Origin of the sequence: Paenibacillus sp. JZ16 (assembly GCF_015326965.1) — a bacterium.
Classification (GTDB): Bacteria; Bacillota; Bacilli; order Paenibacillales; family Paenibacillaceae; genus Paenibacillus_AQ.
Genome location: NZ_CP017659.1, coordinates 2,208,864 through 2,225,443, shown reverse-complemented (window position 1 = coordinate 2,225,443; position 16,580 = coordinate 2,208,864). Strand labels below are relative to the sequence as shown.

Annotated in this window: 13 protein-coding genes; 9 read left to right on the top strand and 4 right to left on the bottom strand. The window is 48.5% G+C overall.

What is annotated here, in order from left to right; genetic code table 11:
- Position 1: 1 nt before the first annotated feature.
- The 7 genes from dhaK (at position 2) to BJP58_RS10035 (ending at position 8,762) form a co-directional block, all read left to right on the top strand.
- Positions 2-1,762 (top strand): dihydroxyacetone kinase subunit DhaK, encoded by a 1,761-nt coding sequence (dhaK, locus tag BJP58_RS10065; protein ID WP_194543806.1) that lies wholly within the window; start codon positions 2-4, stop codon positions 1,760-1,762.
- 354 nt (positions 1,763-2,116) lie between these two features.
- Positions 2,117-3,067: a LacI family DNA-binding transcriptional regulator gene (locus BJP58_RS10060; protein WP_194543805.1), complete on the top strand. Its 951-nt coding sequence runs from the start codon at positions 2,117-2,119 to the stop codon at positions 3,065-3,067.
- Between the two features lie 75 nt (positions 3,068-3,142).
- Positions 3,143-3,451, top strand: coding sequence for a hypothetical protein (locus BJP58_RS10055; RefSeq protein ID WP_071219829.1), 309 nt, complete (start codon positions 3,143-3,145; stop codon positions 3,449-3,451).
- Positions 3,452-3,987: 536 nt separating this feature from the next.
- Complete coding sequence (locus tag BJP58_RS10050) at positions 3,988-4,977, top strand: ABC transporter permease (protein WP_194543804.1); 990 nt, start codon at positions 3,988-3,990, stop codon at positions 4,975-4,977.
- Between the two features lie 16 nt (positions 4,978-4,993).
- Positions 4,994-5,905 (top strand): carbohydrate ABC transporter permease, encoded by a 912-nt coding sequence (locus tag BJP58_RS10045; protein ID WP_194543803.1) that lies wholly within the window; start codon positions 4,994-4,996, stop codon positions 5,903-5,905.
- Between the two features lie 52 nt (positions 5,906-5,957).
- Positions 5,958-7,574 (top strand): extracellular solute-binding protein, encoded by a 1,617-nt coding sequence (locus tag BJP58_RS10040; protein ID WP_194543802.1) that lies wholly within the window; start codon positions 5,958-5,960, stop codon positions 7,572-7,574.
- A gap of 171 nt (positions 7,575-7,745) precedes the next feature.
- Positions 7,746-8,762: a glycoside hydrolase family 130 protein gene (locus BJP58_RS10035; RefSeq protein ID WP_194543801.1), complete on the top strand. Its 1,017-nt coding sequence runs from the start codon at positions 7,746-7,748 to the stop codon at positions 8,760-8,762.
- A gap of 58 nt (positions 8,763-8,820) precedes the next feature.
- Here BJP58_RS10035 and BJP58_RS10030 read toward each other — a convergent pair whose 3' ends face one another.
- Entirely contained in the window at positions 8,821-11,151 is a 2,331-nt protein-coding gene (locus tag BJP58_RS10030) for a helix-turn-helix domain-containing protein (RefSeq protein WP_194543800.1), read from the bottom strand.
- 241 nt (positions 11,152-11,392) lie between these two features.
- Here BJP58_RS10030 and BJP58_RS10025 point away from each other — a divergent pair, with 241 nt between their 5' ends.
- Positions 11,393-11,968 (top strand): hypothetical protein, encoded by a 576-nt coding sequence (locus BJP58_RS10025; RefSeq protein ID WP_194543799.1) that lies wholly within the window; start codon positions 11,393-11,395, stop codon positions 11,966-11,968.
- Positions 11,969-12,182: 214 nt separating this feature from the next.
- Positions 12,183-13,232: a hypothetical protein gene (locus tag BJP58_RS10020; RefSeq protein ID WP_194543798.1), complete on the top strand. Its 1,050-nt coding sequence runs from the start codon at positions 12,183-12,185 to the stop codon at positions 13,230-13,232.
- A gap of 482 nt (positions 13,233-13,714) precedes the next feature.
- On the opposite strand, the gene BJP58_RS10015 is transcribed toward BJP58_RS10020, so the two are convergent.
- From BJP58_RS10015 to BJP58_RS10005, 3 genes are all read right to left on the bottom strand, one after another.
- The gene (locus BJP58_RS10015; protein ID WP_194543797.1) at positions 13,715-14,755 is read right to left on the bottom strand and encodes a hypothetical protein; all 1,041 of its coding nucleotides are present in this window, start codon (positions 14,753-14,755) and stop codon (positions 13,715-13,717) included.
- Entirely contained in the window at positions 14,736-15,269 is a 534-nt protein-coding gene (locus BJP58_RS10010; protein ID WP_194543796.1) for an RNA polymerase sigma factor, read from the bottom strand. Before BJP58_RS10010 ends, BJP58_RS10015 begins: the two co-directional genes overlap by 20 nt.
- 415 nt (positions 15,270-15,684) lie before the next feature.
- A complete protein-coding gene (locus BJP58_RS10005) occupies positions 15,685-16,563 on the bottom strand; it encodes a carbohydrate ABC transporter permease (protein ID WP_009590031.1) in 879 nt (292 codons plus the stop codon).
- Between the last annotated feature and the right edge of the window lie 17 nt (positions 16,564-16,580).

Here is a 16,580-nt window from a genome sequence, read left to right as displayed (position 1 = left end):
GATGAAGAAAATCATGAACAAACCGGAAACCTTGGTTCGGGAAATGTGCAATGGGCTTGTGCTCGCGCATCCTGAGCTGGTGTTCAACCCTAAATTCAAGGTGATTTCCAAAAAGGAGATCGACCAAGATAAAGTTACGCTGATCAGCGGCGGCGGAAGCGGCCACGAACCGGCGCATGCCGGATTCGTTGGAAAAGGCATGCTGGATGCGGCCGTGTGCGGCGATGTGTTTGCTTCCCCATCCCAAATCCAGGTGTATCAGGCGATCCGCAGCTCCGCGAGCAATAAGGGAACGCTGCTTATTATCAAAAATTACAGCGGCGACATCATGAACTTCAAAAATGCGGCCCACCTCGCGAGCGAGGACGGCATCCAAGTGGATTATGTGAAGGTCGATGATGACATTGCCGTTGAAGACAGTCTTTATACGGTAGGGCGAAGAGGGGTTGCCGGAACGGTGCTCGTTCATAAGGTAGCCGGAGCGGCTGCAGAAGCCGGGCTGTCCCTGCCGGAAGTGAAAGAAGCGGCGCAGCATGCGATTAACCATGTTCGCAGCATTGGCTTCGCGTATACCTCCTGCACCGTGCCCGCCAAGGGAACTCCCACGTTTCATATCGAGGATGACGAGATGGAGTATGGCGTCGGCATTCACGGCGAACCGGGAATCCGCAGGGAGAAATCGGCTTCTGCAGATGAGCTGGCGCAGCGGATGGTCACGTCATTGCTGGACAACTTGCAGATGAATGATGCTGCAGAGCATGAAGTAGCCGTATTAATCAACGGATTTGGCGGCACGCCGCTGCAAGAGCTGTATTTGCTGAACAATTCCGTCATGCGCGAATTGGCGTCCCGGAGCAAGCGGGTATTCAAAGTATTCGTCGGCAACTATATGACCAGCATCGATATGGCAGGCGCATCGGTGACAATGATGAAGCTGGACGAAACGCTCAAGAAGTGGCTGTCTGCTCCATGCGATACGCCGGCACTGTCGGTCAAGGGACCTTTTGAGCCTGTGAGCTATACCGAGGTTGTTCACGAACAGAAGTCAGAGAACGCGGTATCGTATAAAAACAATACGGATCCTGCCGCAGCTGTAATTAAAAACAACCGGCTGTCCTTGCAAAATATCGTATATCTGATCGATCAAATGAGTGAGGTCATTATCGAGAACGAAGTACCGTTCTGCGAACTCGACGCCCATGCCGGAGACGGTGATTTCGGCATGAGCGTTGCCAAGGGCTTCAAGCAGTTAAAAGCGGAGTGGAACGATATTCTGACCCACCATCTTCGCGATATCGGCGATTTCCTCGACGCCTGCTCGATGATCATCATGGAGCATTGCGGCGGGGCTTCCGGACCGATCTGGGGATCCGCATTCCGGGCGGCGAGTAAATCTGCCGGTCAGAAGCAGGAATTGTCCGTTCAAGAGGTTGCCGATATGATGCAGGCCGTTGTCAAGGGAATTCAGGATACGGGCGAACGATCGTTCGGAAGAGGAGCCGTTGTCGGCGACAAGACATTGATCGATGCGCTCGTGCCGTTCGCGGATGCCTGGACGCAGAGTGCGGAGCAAGGCGTGGCGATGAAGCCGGCAGCGATCAAGGCGGCCGAAGCGGCGGTTCTCGGCGCTAAGAAGACGGCAGACATCGTTGCCAGAATGGGAAGAGCAGGCACGGTCGGCGAACGCAGCATCGGATACCCGGATGCGGGGGCGCATGCGCTCGGGGTTATTTTCACCGAGCTTGCCGAAGCGATGAAGTAATCTGGAATGTGGTTATGTTCCTGTCAGGTACTACAGTACTACTCATATGTAATTGTGAAACGGAAGTCCCCTAAATCTACGGGGACTTTTCTTTATTAACTTATTTCGATAGTGGATAGCATAAATGGTCAAGAGATTATAGCCTAAGAAATGGATCGTTAGCATACTATCCATAACGGCAATTGTATACGAGAAATATAAATGAAATTAATAGTAGGTTGCTTTCAGCTGCAGAGTCGAAATAAATAAGCTCCTCATTACTGTGATTACACTTGTGGGAAGCTTATTGTTGTTTTACGCGCTGATTTGGTGTAAGACTAGAGTATGAAGTGTGAGATATAGGAGAAGGTGACAATGGCAAATATTAATGATATTGCAAAGCGGGCAGGAGTATCCGTATCAACAGTATCAAGGGTGCTGAATCAACATCCTTATGTATCTGAATCGAAGCGGGCAGCTGTGCAGCGTGTGATTGATGAAATGGACTATACGCCAAATCGCTCAGCTGTCGATTTAATTCGTAAGGAAACAAGAAGTATCGATGTGATCATGCCGCACAACAACAATCAAGCCTTTGATCAACTGCTTCATGGCGTGCTTAATCGATCGGTCGAGCATGATTATTCCGTGATGGTTCTGCCTACAAAGTACGATCCGGATAAAGAGCTCAGCTGCTTAAATATGCTGAAAAATAAACAACTGGATGGCATCATCATTACCTCTCGCTCAAACACTTGGGATGCCATTGTGCCATATACCAAGTATGGGACGATCGTCGCATGCGAGTTTACGGATCATCCTGAGATTGGCTGTGCCTACATGGATCGATATGCATCTTACGTAGACACGTTTCAATTGTTAAAGGATAAAGGGCATTCACGAGTCGCTTTTACGACAGCAAGAGGAGAAGAGAGCAATAGTACACAGCTGACGATAAAGGCGTATCAGTATATATTTGGCGATCTGCCGCCAGCATACCATATCAGGGATTGCTACAGCATGGATGACGGGTTAAGAGCGGCACAACAACTACTTAATATGGATCTTAGACCAACCGCTGTTTATGCGAACGGCGATGAGGTGGCGACAGGTATTTATCAGTATGCAAGGAGCATACAACTGGAGGTGCCAGAGGATCTGGCGATCATTGGCCAGGAGAATCAGCCTGTTGGAATTGGGTTACGCCTATCTACGGTTGATCATCAATTGGTGAAAGTCGGTGAACAAGCCTTTGATCTTACAATTAAGAAATCAAAGGATAAGGTAGAGATTCCTTATCACATCATTGTACGGCAATCGATATAGGTATTGACTTACCATCGCTCCCTGCATGGTATTTTTCAATGATCCAGCCCATCATTTTATTTTTGGAGGATATTTATGAATCAACGTTTTCGGATTACAAGATCCATGAATGCAACTACTAGTGATCAAGAGATTTCATTGGAGGAATGCCAAGCTTATTTTTCATCCAAGGCGGATTTCACTTATCAGACGGTGCTGACTGTGAAAGGGGAGGAGAGCACCATGTCCGTCGAAGGAGATTTCTTTATGTGGAAACATGGAGAAGCCCTTATTCCATTTAGACACTATATGGGGGAGTTGTACATAGCCGTCTCCCATCAAGAAATCGTACCCCTCATGATCGGAATTGCAGCTGATTTACGGGCAGATATCGTAGAAGGGTAAGGAATGAAAATTGCCATATGACAAGATATTAAACTTAAAGGCCGCATTCTTGGTCATACCCCTGTCAAGTAGACAGAACGAAAAGAGACCTTTGAGCAGCAACCGTTTCTCGGTATTCCACCGGGGAACGGTTGTTTCATTTTTTCGAAATCGTTCTCGGCGTGTCGTATTGGCGGATGACTTTTTCCTCTTGTCTACTAGTCTGGCAGAACAGGTTCATGACGATTCTCCTCTTGGCTTGGACAGCTTGAAGGAGCACAATATGTAACATATGAAACCTGATAACAGGTTCATATGTTACATATTCTCAGCAGCATACTTAAACATGGATTGCGGTGATCCGGATGAAAAATGATGATAGCAGCGGGATGTCGCCGGACAGACGGATGACAATGCACATCTTACACATTTACGATGTCATGCCGTCTTCTCTACACTTTGGAATGTAAGCGTTACCTGTTAACCACTGAAACGTGATGTACGTGAGTGAGCCAGATAACCTGACATGAATCGATATGTAAGAAAGGAGGGGAAGCATGAGGGGGAAAAGACTACTTGCTGTGATATCCGGAAGACGTTTCATCCATCGCGAAACGAAGCCGCCTAATCCAGGTGTAAACCCAACGTCTCTCGGTAAAAGAATCAGGGTGAACTGGGAGCTTTATCTGTTCTTGGTGCCGGCCACACTGTATTTCCTTGTATTTCACTATGCGCCGATGTACGGTATCCAGATTGCCTTTAAGAACTTTATCCCTAGCAAAGGAATCATGGACAGCCCATGGGTGGGCTTCGATCATTTCGAGCGTTTCTTCAATTCCTACTATTTCTGGGATCTGCTCTGGAATACGTTCAGCCTCAGCTTCTACGAGCTGATCATCGGGTTTCCGCTGCCGATCATCCTGGCGCTTGCTTTCAACGAAATCCGTACGGGTCCCTTCAAGAAAATGGTTCAGACCGTTACGTATGCGCCTCATTTTATATCCGTTGTGGTCATGGCCGGTATGATTATTACCTTCTTATCGCCGTCCACCGGCATACTGGTCCAATTCATCAAATGGATGGGTTTCGATGCGCCGAACTTTTTGTCGGATCCGGCCTGGTTCAAGACCGTATACGTTCTGTCCGGAGTCTGGCAAAGCACCGGATGGGGGACCATTATCTATCTGGCAGCGCTGTCCGGTGTCGATCCCCAGCAGCATGAAGCCGCGATTGTGGACGGAGCCAGTCGTTTCAAACGATTGTTGCACATCAACCTGCCGGCCATACTCCCAACGATCACCATTTTGCTGATTCTGAACATGGGCAACATTCTTACGATTGGCTTCGAAAAAATACTGCTGCTGCAGAACTCCCTGAATATGGAGTCTTCGGATGTCATTTCAACTTATGTTTACCGGACCGGTCTGGTAGACGCGCAGTACAGCTTCTCGACAGCTGTTGGCCTGTTCAACTCCGTGATCAACGTCATTTTACTCGTAACCGTCAACCGGATTGCCAGACGCACCAGCGAGAACAGCCTATGGTAGAAAGGGGGAAAGTACATTGGTTACCGCAATGAAGGAATCGAAGTGGGACAAAATTTTTCTGGGCAGCGTCTATATCTATTTATCCATCGCTCTGATTGTTGTTCTTTATCCGCTCATTTATATTCTCAGCGCATCGATCAGCAGCCCGCAGCAGGTGAATTCGGGTGCGATGTGGCTGTTTCCCAAGGAAATTACCTGGGCCGGATACCAGCTGGTCTTCGAAAACCCGAAGATTTGGAACGGATATCTCAACACGATCGTCTATACTGGGATAGGAACGCTGTTGAACCTGGCCGTGACACTGCCTGCAGCCTATGCGCTCAGCAGGTCGGATTTGGTCGGTCGTCAACTGTTCTTGGGATTTATCCTGTTCACGATGTTCTTTACCGGAGGGCTTGTGCCAACGTATCTCGTAGTCCGGAATTTGGGGCTGATCAACACGATGGGGGCGCTCATTCTTCCCGTAGCTGCATCGGTATGGAATATCATCGTTGCCCGGACGTTCTTCCAGACGACGATCCCGAAGGAACTGCAGGAAGCGGCCTATATGGACGGCTGTACCAACCTGAAGCTGTTCGTCCGCATTATTCTGCCGTTGTCAGCGCCGATTATTGCTGTTATGGCTTTGTTTTACGGGGTCAGTCACTGGAACAGCTATTTTCCGGCTCTGATCTATCTCAACGATGAGAGCAAGTATCCCCTGCAGATGGTGCTGCGGCAGATTCTGGTTCTTCAGGAAATGACGGCGGAGACGACCGGCGCTGCAATCAGCGGGGATGCCGCCAGGGCAATGAGTTCCAAAGCCGAAACCGCATCGCTGATCAAATACGGGGTTATCGTCGTATCGACGCTGCCGATTGTCGCGCTCTATCCTTTTTTACAACGATACTTTGTCCAAGGGGTCATGATTGGTTCTGTAAAAGGATGATGAAAGCGTTTTATAAAATAAAAGCTTGAGTATGCAAAGGGAGGAAACATGGATGAAGATGACAAGCAAAACTTGGAAGCTGGTGCTGACGGGGATAACAGCCCTGTCTCTGCTCGCCGGATGCGGTTCGGGCAGCGATACGAAATCTGCCGGAACAAAGTCAACAGAAGCAGCCGCCGTGAATAAGGAAGGCTTCCCGATTATGAATGAACCGATTACGCTGACCATGATGGCACCTGATGTCGGCGTTCAGAACTGGAAGGATATGATCGTGCTGCAGCAGATGGAGGAAAAGACGGGCATTTCATTCCGATACTTGAACGCTCCGAAGGATAGTTTTGATACGAAGAAGAACCTCGTATTTGCCAGCGGCGATTACCCGGATGTCTTCTACGCTGCAGGCCTGACGGCGGCTGAACAGATGAACTATGGCGAGCAGGGAATTCTGATTCCGCTTGAGGAGCTCATCGAGGAATATGCTCCGAACTTCAAGGCGCTGATGGACGAAATTCCGGAGATCCGTAAATCCATTACAGCTCCGGATGGACATATCTACTCCTTGCCAGCGATCGATTTAAGCCAGCACTGGTATCGCAACCCGCTGTGGTACAACGGTGATTTTTTGGAGGCCCTGAATATCGACAAGCTTCCGGAGACGACCGAGGAGCTCTATGCCTTCCTGAAGCGTGTAAAAGAAGAGGATCCGAACGGCAATGGAGTCGCTGATGAAATCCCGATCTCTTCCGTTTCGACAGCTACAACTAATGCTCGGGATATTCGTACTTGGCTGCTTGGCGCTTTCGGCATCTATGAAGACGAAATTTATGTGGACGATGAGGATGTTGTTCATTATACCCCGATAGAAGAGGGCTTCCGAGAGTATCTAGTTTATATGAATCGTCTATGGAAAGAGGATCTGCTTGACCACGAAAGCTATTCGCAAACCGCAGAACAGAAAAAGGCCAAGGCACAGAACAATCAGGTGGCGCTGTTCTCCGACTGGCATGCCTACATGACCAAAGGGGGAGAACCGTCCACCAAGGATCCGATGTTCGCTCCGGTAAAAAGCGATCTGGTAGACAAGCCGGCTATCGCCAAGAACAGAGGGATCACGACAGGGGCTTTTGCCATCACGGTTACCAATCCTGCCCCTGAAGCATCGATGCGTTGGGTGGACTACCTTTATTCTTATGAAGGATCGCTCTTTTTCAACAAAGGACCAGAAGGCAAGCTGTGGGAGTACACGGATGAAGCCAACCGGGTGAAGCGCTATTTGCCTGTGCCGGACGGCATGGAGATGGAGGATTACCGTGCGACTTTGACGCCAAACTACGGCATTCCGGCTCCTACCATCAATACGGACGATATTAATAAAGGATTGAAGACCGACTTTGATCAGTGGGTTGAAAAGGAAACGAAGGAAAAGCTGCTTGACCGCGGAGCAAGACCGCCGTTCCCTGCCTTGTTCCTGACCGTTGAAGAGCAAACCGAGATCAACAGCCTGAACTCGGATCTGAGCACGTATGTACAGCAGATGGAGGCGAAATTCGTTACGGGAGCAGAACCATTGTCCAATTGGGATAACTACCTGAACACGATGAAGAAAATGGGTGCCGACCGGGTCGTTGAAATCTACCAAGGTGCATATGACCGTTGGAAGTCGAACTAAACGCAGATTGCGTCTAGCAGAAATTAGCCATCAAGATAAGATAAACGAGATGACAGAGGTTTTCAAAGAAAAGGTGGCCTGGGAGAAGTCGATTTCTCATTCAGGCCCACCTATGAATTCAAGAGGGCCTTGATAGATTCTGAATACCATACAAGTGTGGAGGCCTAGCCTATGAAAATAACGAGACATCCAAACAATCCGATCGTCGTTCCGGGAAAGTACGAATGGCGTAAAGTTACTGTATTCAATCCTGCGGTTATTCTAGACAACGGCAAGTTTTACATGATCGAACGTACCGCAGGCTCCCTAACGCCTTGCAAGAATGTTTTGGGACTGCTGGAGAGTGAGGACGGAGTGAATTTTACGCACGTGACAGACGAGCCGATCGTGACGCCAGACATGCTGGGCTTCCCATATGGAAGCGTCCAGGACCCGCGGATTGTCAAAATAGACGGCACGTACTATTTAAACTATGCCCTTAGGCCGTGCGCCATGAGTTACTATCCGACAGGAGCGGGCATACCGGAGCGTTCAATTCCGAAATATCCGGACGGCTGGGGGGAGGAGGAAGGCCACTGGCTCACCCGCTCTTCGATTGTGAAGTCGGACAATCTGATCGACTGGGAATTCGTTGCCGATACGACACCGCTCGACATCAATGACCGTGACAACATTTTGTTCCCTGAGAAGATTAACGGAAGGTATGTATTGCTGCGCCGTCCGGAGGAATACGTGGGTGCAGCTTACGGAACGGACAGCGCGGCGATATGGATTACGTACTCCGAGGATCTGGTTCATTGGGAAGAGCCGAAGCTTCTGGCCAAGGCTGAGAACCCGGCCTGGGAATCCAGGAAAATCGGCGGAGCAACCCCGCCTGTGCGAACCGATAAAGGCTGGCTGGTCCTTTACCACGGCGTTGATGATCAGGTCGTTTACCGAGTCGGGGCGATGCTTCTTGACCTGAACAACCCTGAGAAGGTCATAGCAAGAACGAAGAATTTCATTATGGAACCGGAGGCCTATTATGAGAAATTCGGTTATCAAATTCCGAATGTGGTGTTCCCGACAGGAAACGTGGTCAAAGACGGCCTGCTCTATATCTATTATGGTGTGACCGACACTGCCATTGCACTGGCTACCGTGCCGGTCGATGAGCTGGTAGAGCATATCCTGAACGAACCGCAGTAAGTGAAATAGAAGCATCCGGGCCCTTTCGAGACAATGTCTCGTAAAAGGGCCCTCTTTTTTATATATCCAGACTGCTCGAGCAATGTTGTTTGCGGTACTGACCGGGTGTCAGTCCGGTTTCTTTCTTGAATTTGCGGATGAAATTGGGTGCATCCAGATAGCCCACCTGTTCGATGATTTCCTTCAGAGGAGCGCTTGTCGTCACAAGCAGCCGAATGACTTCTTCCATACGCCTCTTCCAAATATACTGCGAGAAGCTGATCCCGGTCTTTTCTTTAAAGCTGCGGCTTAAGTAAGAGGTAGAGACGGAAAATTTAAGGGCCACATGCTCCAGGCTGAGCGTGTAGTCGGCAAACTGCTGATTTACATAATGTACGATATCATCGATCAGTTTAGGCGCTGCTTGCTCATGGTTACGCTCAACCTTCTCGCAAATCTCGGTCGTCAGCGACAACAGCTTGTCCTCAAATTCCTCCAGCGTCTCAAACGACGTATAGTCCGAGATGCTGCTGAATGCTTCGTTCATTCCGACCTCGGAGGCGGACCGAAGCAGCGCGTTCAGCAGATCGAAGCAAATGCAGCGCAGCAGGTGAATCTGCAGCGGTTCGCCCCGAATGGTCTCCATCATCTCGGCGATCATCTGCACGGCCACCGACTCGTTGCCTTGCTTTAAGCTTTGCTCCAGCTTGAGCAGCGACTTTCTTGGAAGCCACACGCCTTTGGCAACAGGATGATTCTGCTCTGCCAGCTGGGCGAAATAGGTGATCCGGCTGCTGCCAACCATTCGATGCTCAAGAGCGGTTGCGGCTTCGATGAAGGATTGGTTCAGCTGCCCCAAATCCCGGTAAGGCGTACCTATGCCCATGCTCGGATCGAGCCGAGTGTTCTCGGCGATCAATCCCTGAAGCGCACGAATGATCTGCTCCATCCGGATCTTCAGCGAATCTTGACCTGGGTCAGGAAGCGATACGATCAGCGCGAACTGATTATCGGCTGAGAATTCGACGCCGTGGATATTCGCATGAAGCTCTGTTAGTTCAACATGGCTGAGCAAAGCTTGCATCTGTTGACGATCATTTTGGACATCCTCGGTCTCATCGGTTTCTTCCCAGGACAGAATTACACAGAAATACATGACTTGATCTTGAGGAAGCTCCAGTCCCGCCCCGGCGATCATTCGCTCGATTTCGGGATCATCCGGCTTGCCGTGTTTTAGTAGAAGCAGCATGCATTGATTGCGCACGAAGGGCTCCTGCATATCGATTCGGGCACTGTAATCGTGAAGGGTCTGACGAATCCAATCCCATTCACTGCGCGTTTTGGGCTCTGGGGTATCGTTGACTCTGAGCTTGGCGAATTCCATCAAGTCCTTAATCGGGTGATATTGGCGTCTAGCCAGTACAAAAGCGGCGAGCACTCCGGTAATTACGGCGATGCCAAACACCAGCAGAATGAGCGTCTGTACATGAGCGACCCGGCTGAAGAACTGGTAGCTTGGCATGATGGTCATGTAGTTCCAGCCATTCTCCCCGGATTTGACGGATACGACGGAGTACTTGTCATTATTCAGGGAAAGATTGTGTATGCCGGCATCAAGCGCAGCCAATGACCCGAGGTTCTCTTGAGACAGGGTTACGCCATGATTGCTCGCTGTAAGCACTTCGTCATGTTGATTGAAAATGTAGCTGCTCCCAGTGAAATCGCTAAGAATGGAATCCATGACCCCGGTAAGATTGGACTCTTTCACCATATATACGACGCTTCCGTACGGATACGGGGCATTGGGCTTAATAGGTACGATTACGGTCAGCATTGCCTCCTGCCTGGAGCCGTTGATCGTAACATTTTCGGCAGGCCGTATTACCATCTGATTCGTTTCGTTCAGAGCAACGATGATATCCTTCAGACTCCAGTTCTCATAACGATAAAAGGAATCGAACGTAACGTTAACATTCGTTAGGCCGCGGTAAGAATAGATAACCGGGTCGTTATGATAGTATATGAAGATGTCTTCAATGATGCTGCTGTTTGCCTTATAGTTGGCCAAAGCTTGTATGGCTTCCACTCTGTAATAATCATCACGGACCATATAAGGGGTTAAGCGTCTGTCGTAAGCGATTCGGCCGGAAAGCTCCCGAAGCTCCGCGATACGGGAGTCGATGGTCATTTTCACCTGGTTCAATTGATTGATGTTGGATTGTTCAATCTCGGTACGAAGCCCGCTGACAGCGCTATCATAAACAAATATCGTTACTCCCGTCAGGGGAATCAGGAAGATCAGAATATAAGACAGAACGTATCTTAGGAGCAGCTTCGACTTAAAGTGATTCCAATTTATTCGGAAAGTGAAGGTGGATACGATGAATGATTTGAGCTTGTGAATGGTCATTTGGGTGCATCCTCCATTGCATTCTTTTCATGTCATGCGTACATCCGACTTGATCAAAAACGATAGGGTTATCTGAAACATTATATCATTATAATGAATCGAATGCTTCCTCGACACCGTTTGATCGGTTGTATCTTCGCTGCCGCTAAGGGAACCCTCTCCCCTTGTTATTAGTCAATATTACTGTGTCGCCTATATTTCGGGATTAGACACTAATACATTTTTTTGGAGGAAGATAACTATGAACAAAATTAACAAGGTTATAAGCACGGCTGCCTTGGCCGCAGTTATTGCCGGTGTGGGAGCCGTTGGAGCGGTTCAGACTGCTCAGGCAGCAAAGGATGTCACGGTCGAGCAGGCTGGGCAAACCGGGCAAACAGACGGTTTGAACCATGTGGATCAGAAGCTGATCGATGCCGCCCAAGCGAAGCTCAAAGAGTTTGTCAAGGGACCCGTTACATTCACTAAGGCGGAGACCACGAAACTCGGCGATGAGGAAGTTGTCTGTTTCGTCATCAGCGAGATAAAAATGGAATCTGAGGCATCCGTTAACGAAAATGTAACGGTAAAGCGCGACGGTTCAGTGGTAAATCTCTATCTTAGCACCTCTTATAAAGAGCTTAACGAGACCACCAAGGCAAATCTGGACTCCGCCTGGAAGCAGGCCTTTAACACAGATTCAAGCGATATTGAGCGTGTAAACGTTCATTATACCAATTCAGATTATTATTACACTGGATTGAATTATTCCAACATAACGGCTACCAATAGTAAAAACGAGTCTATTGATCTTATGAACGGAAAACTGAAGAAGTAAGAGGTGCCGGCCGCAAAACAAAAAGCGGCAGTCGAGGTTCTGACCAGCGTCGGAGCGACAACTACGGGAAATCTTGATGTAACCTTCGGAAACAAACATATTAAGCAATGACCGAATATACTGACGGATAAATCTGTAACGGCCTCAATCGATTTTGACTGGGGCCGACCGATCTGAAACAGACGAATACATGATTGGAAGGATGTAAGACAAAATGAAACACAACTTTTATAAAGTTTTAAGCACCGCTGCGCTGGCCGCTATCATTGCCGGGTCGGGAGCCATGGAGACAGCAGAGATGGTACAGGCAGCGTCGGGGCCTCAAACCGGACAAGCGAAGCAAACGATCAATATAAACAATGTGGACCAGAAGCTGGTCATGGCCGCGCAAACGAAGCTTAAAGAGTATGTCAATGAATCGGTTTCATTTAACAAGGCGGAAACTACTGATTATAACGGAGAGGTTGTCAGCCTCTCTTGGCAGAAAAACGGCAAATTAGCCGGTTCAGTATATGTGAAGCCTGATGGAAAAGTGGTTAGAGTCAACCTTGATCTAAAATATGTACAAATGAACGGTACGATAAAATCTAAGTTGAATACCGCCTGGAAACAACTCTATAAAAAAACGGCCCCCGGATTTACGAAGCTGGATGTTAATTATTTGCAAGAGGGAGCTGGATCTACTGATATCACCGCGTTCTGCAATAATGAGCGTATTACCCTTGTGAACGGAAAAGTCGTAAGCGGTGGCGGATCGTTGAAATCGCTGCCTGCTGCAACTCAAAAGGCGGCAAACCAGGCGCTTTCCCGCGTCGGAGCCAAGGCTAAGGGCAGTCCGAGAATACACTTCAGTCTCAAGCCGAACAAGAAGAAGATATACGATTTGGAATACGCTACCAACAAAGGCAAGATTGAGCTAGAGATTGAAGAAACGACGAATCGGCTGCTCAGCATCGACTTGGGATATTTGTCCTTGATCAATGAGCTTGGAAATGTAAGCAATGAAAACCCTGGCGAAGAAACGCAGGCCATTCGCGAGAAAGTAAATTCATATAGTCTGGATGAGTTAAAGAAAGCGGCCGTAAAACAAGCTAAGGAGATTATGAATTTGGATTTATCGGGGTATAGTGCCGCGCGTGAGAAAGATAGCGGGGACCCATCAGCTTTTCACGATTCCATCATCTTTATAAAAAAAGGATCTCCGACTATAACAGGTTACTTTAACTCTAAAGGTGTCTTCTCCGGCTTTACGATTGAGTTATGAAATGAGCTTGGCATCTGAAAAAGGATGCAATTCAAAATTTGAACAAGGAGCTCCTGCTTATGTGGGGCTCCTTGTTCTATGATTTTTTACAAATCAAGGATCAAGAAATGATTGTTTGTTTTTTACTGTTGTGGAACATCCCGGTCCGGCGATTAGGGCAAAAGGCTTTGTCTGCCGCAAAAGGAAGTACTACTGAATTGAAAACTATTACGTCTGACTTTCATATGACGTTGGGCATCAGCACATATATGCGCAATAAACAGTGCGGGCTCCCGGGTTTGTCCGCTATGTCCATTATTATAATATTGAGGCATATGAAAACAGCAAAGACGCTCCTCGCATGAGGAACGTCTTTTGTACTATAAGGCCACTCGGGCTTTATCAAGCTCAAGCGTAACCGGCTCATCACGTAGTCCTGAAAGGGCTAAATTCAACATCACCCCCTTCACGGTGGAAGGATCGACCTGAAGTGAAAACGTTCTCTATTGCGAAGGGGTCTGATCTTTATCGACAGTAAACGTCAGCTTCCAGTCACCTTTAACCATCCTTACTGTTTCCGGAAAAGTGAAATACAGCTTTGCTTCCGCAATTTCCTTGTCGCTGAGGTCTGATATATTAAAGGCATCTGAACGCTGCCCCGGCGCGGCTCCTCTGCTCGTGGGCTCAATTGTTTTATTCCCTGTCACTAGCACCATCTGATAGTTTTCCTGCTCGGTCGAATTTCTCCATTCATTGAGGAATTCATTCTCTGGCTCCATATTCTTAGGAATGGAATAACGTACGACCCAATCATTGCCTACACGTGCCGAGGAGTTAATTGTTAAAGAAGAAAAACGATCTCCCGTCAGATCAAAGATCGTTCCGTTCATTCCATCTATCTTTCCTTTTAGGGACATTTTGACGGTTTTCCGCATATACAGGTCCTGAAGCACGAGCTCATAATGCCCTGAGATGCCAGCTTGCTCTTTGCCCTGGGATACGAAATAGGAGGCGAGCCTACCCTCACGCTGAGTAAATTTGATCTGGTTGGCAATGTACTCTTCTTTCTCTCCTGTATCCAGATTGGTAAGGGTACCGGTATCAAAGAATGCATAATCGTAGCCGGATCTTTCAGGAACCTCCAAAGAAAGGCGGAACTCCAAATCTGTCAGGTTGTCATTCAGCGTTGAAGGGCTGCTAAGGACACGATCCAGCGTTATTTTGACATCACTCTGTTCTGTGTGCACATTCAACGTCTGACCTGCGGTTGTATTTTGAAAAAGGTTCTTCTGCAACGTGCTTAACATACCTGTCTGCTGGGCTGTTACGCCAAGTACAGTGATGCCCAGCACACTTGCCAGCAGCACGGCCGACTTGAAACGAGTTTTGGAGGTTGGCATCTCCACATGAACGGCTTGACCTCCCGTTTCTCTTCTCCACTTCCTTTTACGCTCCTCCAAAGTATGAAACATGGCTTCGAAATCCGGTTTTTGCTCCGGGTAGCCAGACAGTTTCTTCACAAATTCATTCCTGTGCTCCGGCATGAGTGTTTCCTCCTTTCCAACTACCCGATGGATCTTCTTTCAGCAATTTTCTCATTTTCTTCAGACCTCGATTCATCCGGGATTTCACCGTACCCAGAGGCACATTGAGCACCTCGGCTGTTTCGGGCAACGACAGCTCTGCGGAATAATGCAGCACAATTACGAGCTTGATTTTCTTGGGGAGTTTATCCAGCTGAAGATGCACGGTTTGCACCATTTCCCTATGCTCACAGGTTTCCTCGACTGACGGGGAACGCAGCGGCATGCCCAGCATATAGGAACGAAGCTCCTTGCTCCAACCGTTTTGTCTTCTTTTCAGAAAAGTATTGCACTCGTTAGCTGCAATTCGAAGTAGCCATGCTTTCATGTTCTGCACCTTCGCTCGGTCAGCAACCATTGCTTTGAAAAAAACATCTTGGCAGAGATCCTCGGCATCCGCCCGGCTCTGCACCATATAGCGGCAAAACAGATATACCGTCTCCTTATACTTTTCAAACAGTTGCCTGTCGTCCAACTTTTGTCACTTCCTTGTTGTTAACTTCTTCTTCTATATTTTATAGACGATTATCTAAATCGAACGGTTCGCATCACACGCTAATAAATCTCTCGTATACACCAAGGTGCCTATAATCCATGATTATCTAGCTGTTTAATGCGGGAGTTTGGGAGCAACTCCTATTATTGGCATTTAACATCAGTGATGAGCTGAAGATGTGGTGTTAACCTGGTTTTATATCACAGCCACATCAATACCTAGGTCGGCATCGTCCATTGTTCCACAGGAAGAAATCCGTCTAGACAGGAGCATGACTCAAAAAAACATCCTGATATCACCCCCCAACATAAAGAGGCTAACCGCCGTAGTGGTTAGCCTCTTGGGTTTCAAATTAAGACAGGGAGTGAAGGGCAGCGTTTATCGATGCCTACCTTTACTCCTTCAAGGAGCCAATCAACAGCCCTTTTATAAAATACCGCTGTAGGAACGGATAGAACAGCACCACCGGCCCGATCGTCAGAATGGCGGTGGCCATCTTCACCGATTCCTGAGGGAGCGTCTGGCTGCCGAGGATGGCTCCGCTGCTCTGCATCTGCTGGATCATGCTGATTTCGGAGTTCAGCTTAAACAGCAGATATTGCAGGGGATACAACTTCTCGTTGTCAACCAGCATGATAGCGTTGAACCAGTTGTTCCAGTAGGCAATGCCGTAGAAGAGCGTTATCGTGGCCAGAACGGGCATGCACAGCGGGAAGTAGATCCGGAACGCGATATAGAAGTCGCTCGCGCCGTCGATCTTGGCCGCCTCCGTCAGGGAAGGCGGAATTTGGGACATGTAGTTGCGCACAAGAAACAGGTTGAACGGGTTGAACACCAGGGACGGAATGATCAGGGCCCAGATGGTGTTGTTCATGCCGAGATTCAGGTTGATCAGATACCATGGCACCAGGCCTGTGTTAAACACCATTGTAATGAAAAAGAACAATCCGAGCCCGTTGCGGTAACGGATATGCTTGGCGGCAAGCGTATATCCGGCCATGGACGTGATGGTGACCGCAAGGATCGTGCCGACGACCGTCACGATGATCGAGATCATGTAACTCCGGTACAGCGGCGTGCTGCCGAACAGGAGCAGCTTGTAGGCATCCAGCGAAAGCTCGCTCGGAAACAGCTGGTAGCCGAATTGTTTAATGCTGGCTTCGTCGGTAAAGGACACCATGAGCACAAGCAGCATCGGCAGGATGCAGAGAATGGAGATGATGCCGATCAGCGCGGCATTCACGGCGTCGAAAAATTTAGGTCTGGACGTCATCTAGGTTTCGCTCCCTT

What these genes read in the sequence shown, in the direction of transcription:
- dhaK (WP_194543806.1), top strand. Translation starts at nt 2, where the DNA reads ATGAAGAAAATCATGAACAAACCGGAAACCTTGGTTCGGGAAATGTGC.
- BJP58_RS10060 (WP_194543805.1), top strand. Translation starts at nt 2,117, where the DNA reads ATGGCAAATATTAATGATATTGCAAAGCGGGCAGGAGTATCCGTATCA.
- BJP58_RS10055 (WP_071219829.1), top strand. Translation starts at nt 3,143, where the DNA reads ATGAATCAACGTTTTCGGATTACAAGATCCATGAATGCAACTACTAGT.
- BJP58_RS10050 (WP_194543804.1), top strand. Translation starts at nt 3,988, where the DNA reads ATGAGGGGGAAAAGACTACTTGCTGTGATATCCGGAAGACGTTTCATC.
- BJP58_RS10040 (WP_194543802.1), top strand. Translation starts at nt 5,958, where the DNA reads ATGAAGATGACAAGCAAAACTTGGAAGCTGGTGCTGACGGGGATAACA.
- BJP58_RS10035 (WP_194543801.1), top strand. Translation starts at nt 7,746, where the DNA reads ATGAAAATAACGAGACATCCAAACAATCCGATCGTCGTTCCGGGAAAG.
- BJP58_RS10030 (WP_194543800.1), bottom strand. Translation starts at nt 11,151, where the DNA reads ATGACCATTCACAAGCTCAAATCATTCATCGTATCCACCTTCACTTTC.
- BJP58_RS10025 (WP_194543799.1), top strand. Translation starts at nt 11,393, where the DNA reads ATGAACAAAATTAACAAGGTTATAAGCACGGCTGCCTTGGCCGCAGTT.
- BJP58_RS10020 (WP_194543798.1), top strand. Translation starts at nt 12,183, where the DNA reads ATGAAACACAACTTTTATAAAGTTTTAAGCACCGCTGCGCTGGCCGCT.
- BJP58_RS10015 (WP_194543797.1), bottom strand. Translation starts at nt 14,755, where the DNA reads ATGCCGGAGCACAGGAATGAATTTGTGAAGAAACTGTCTGGCTACCCG.
- BJP58_RS10005 (WP_009590031.1), bottom strand. Translation starts at nt 16,563, where the DNA reads ATGACGTCCAGACCTAAATTTTTCGACGCCGTGAATGCCGCGCTGATC.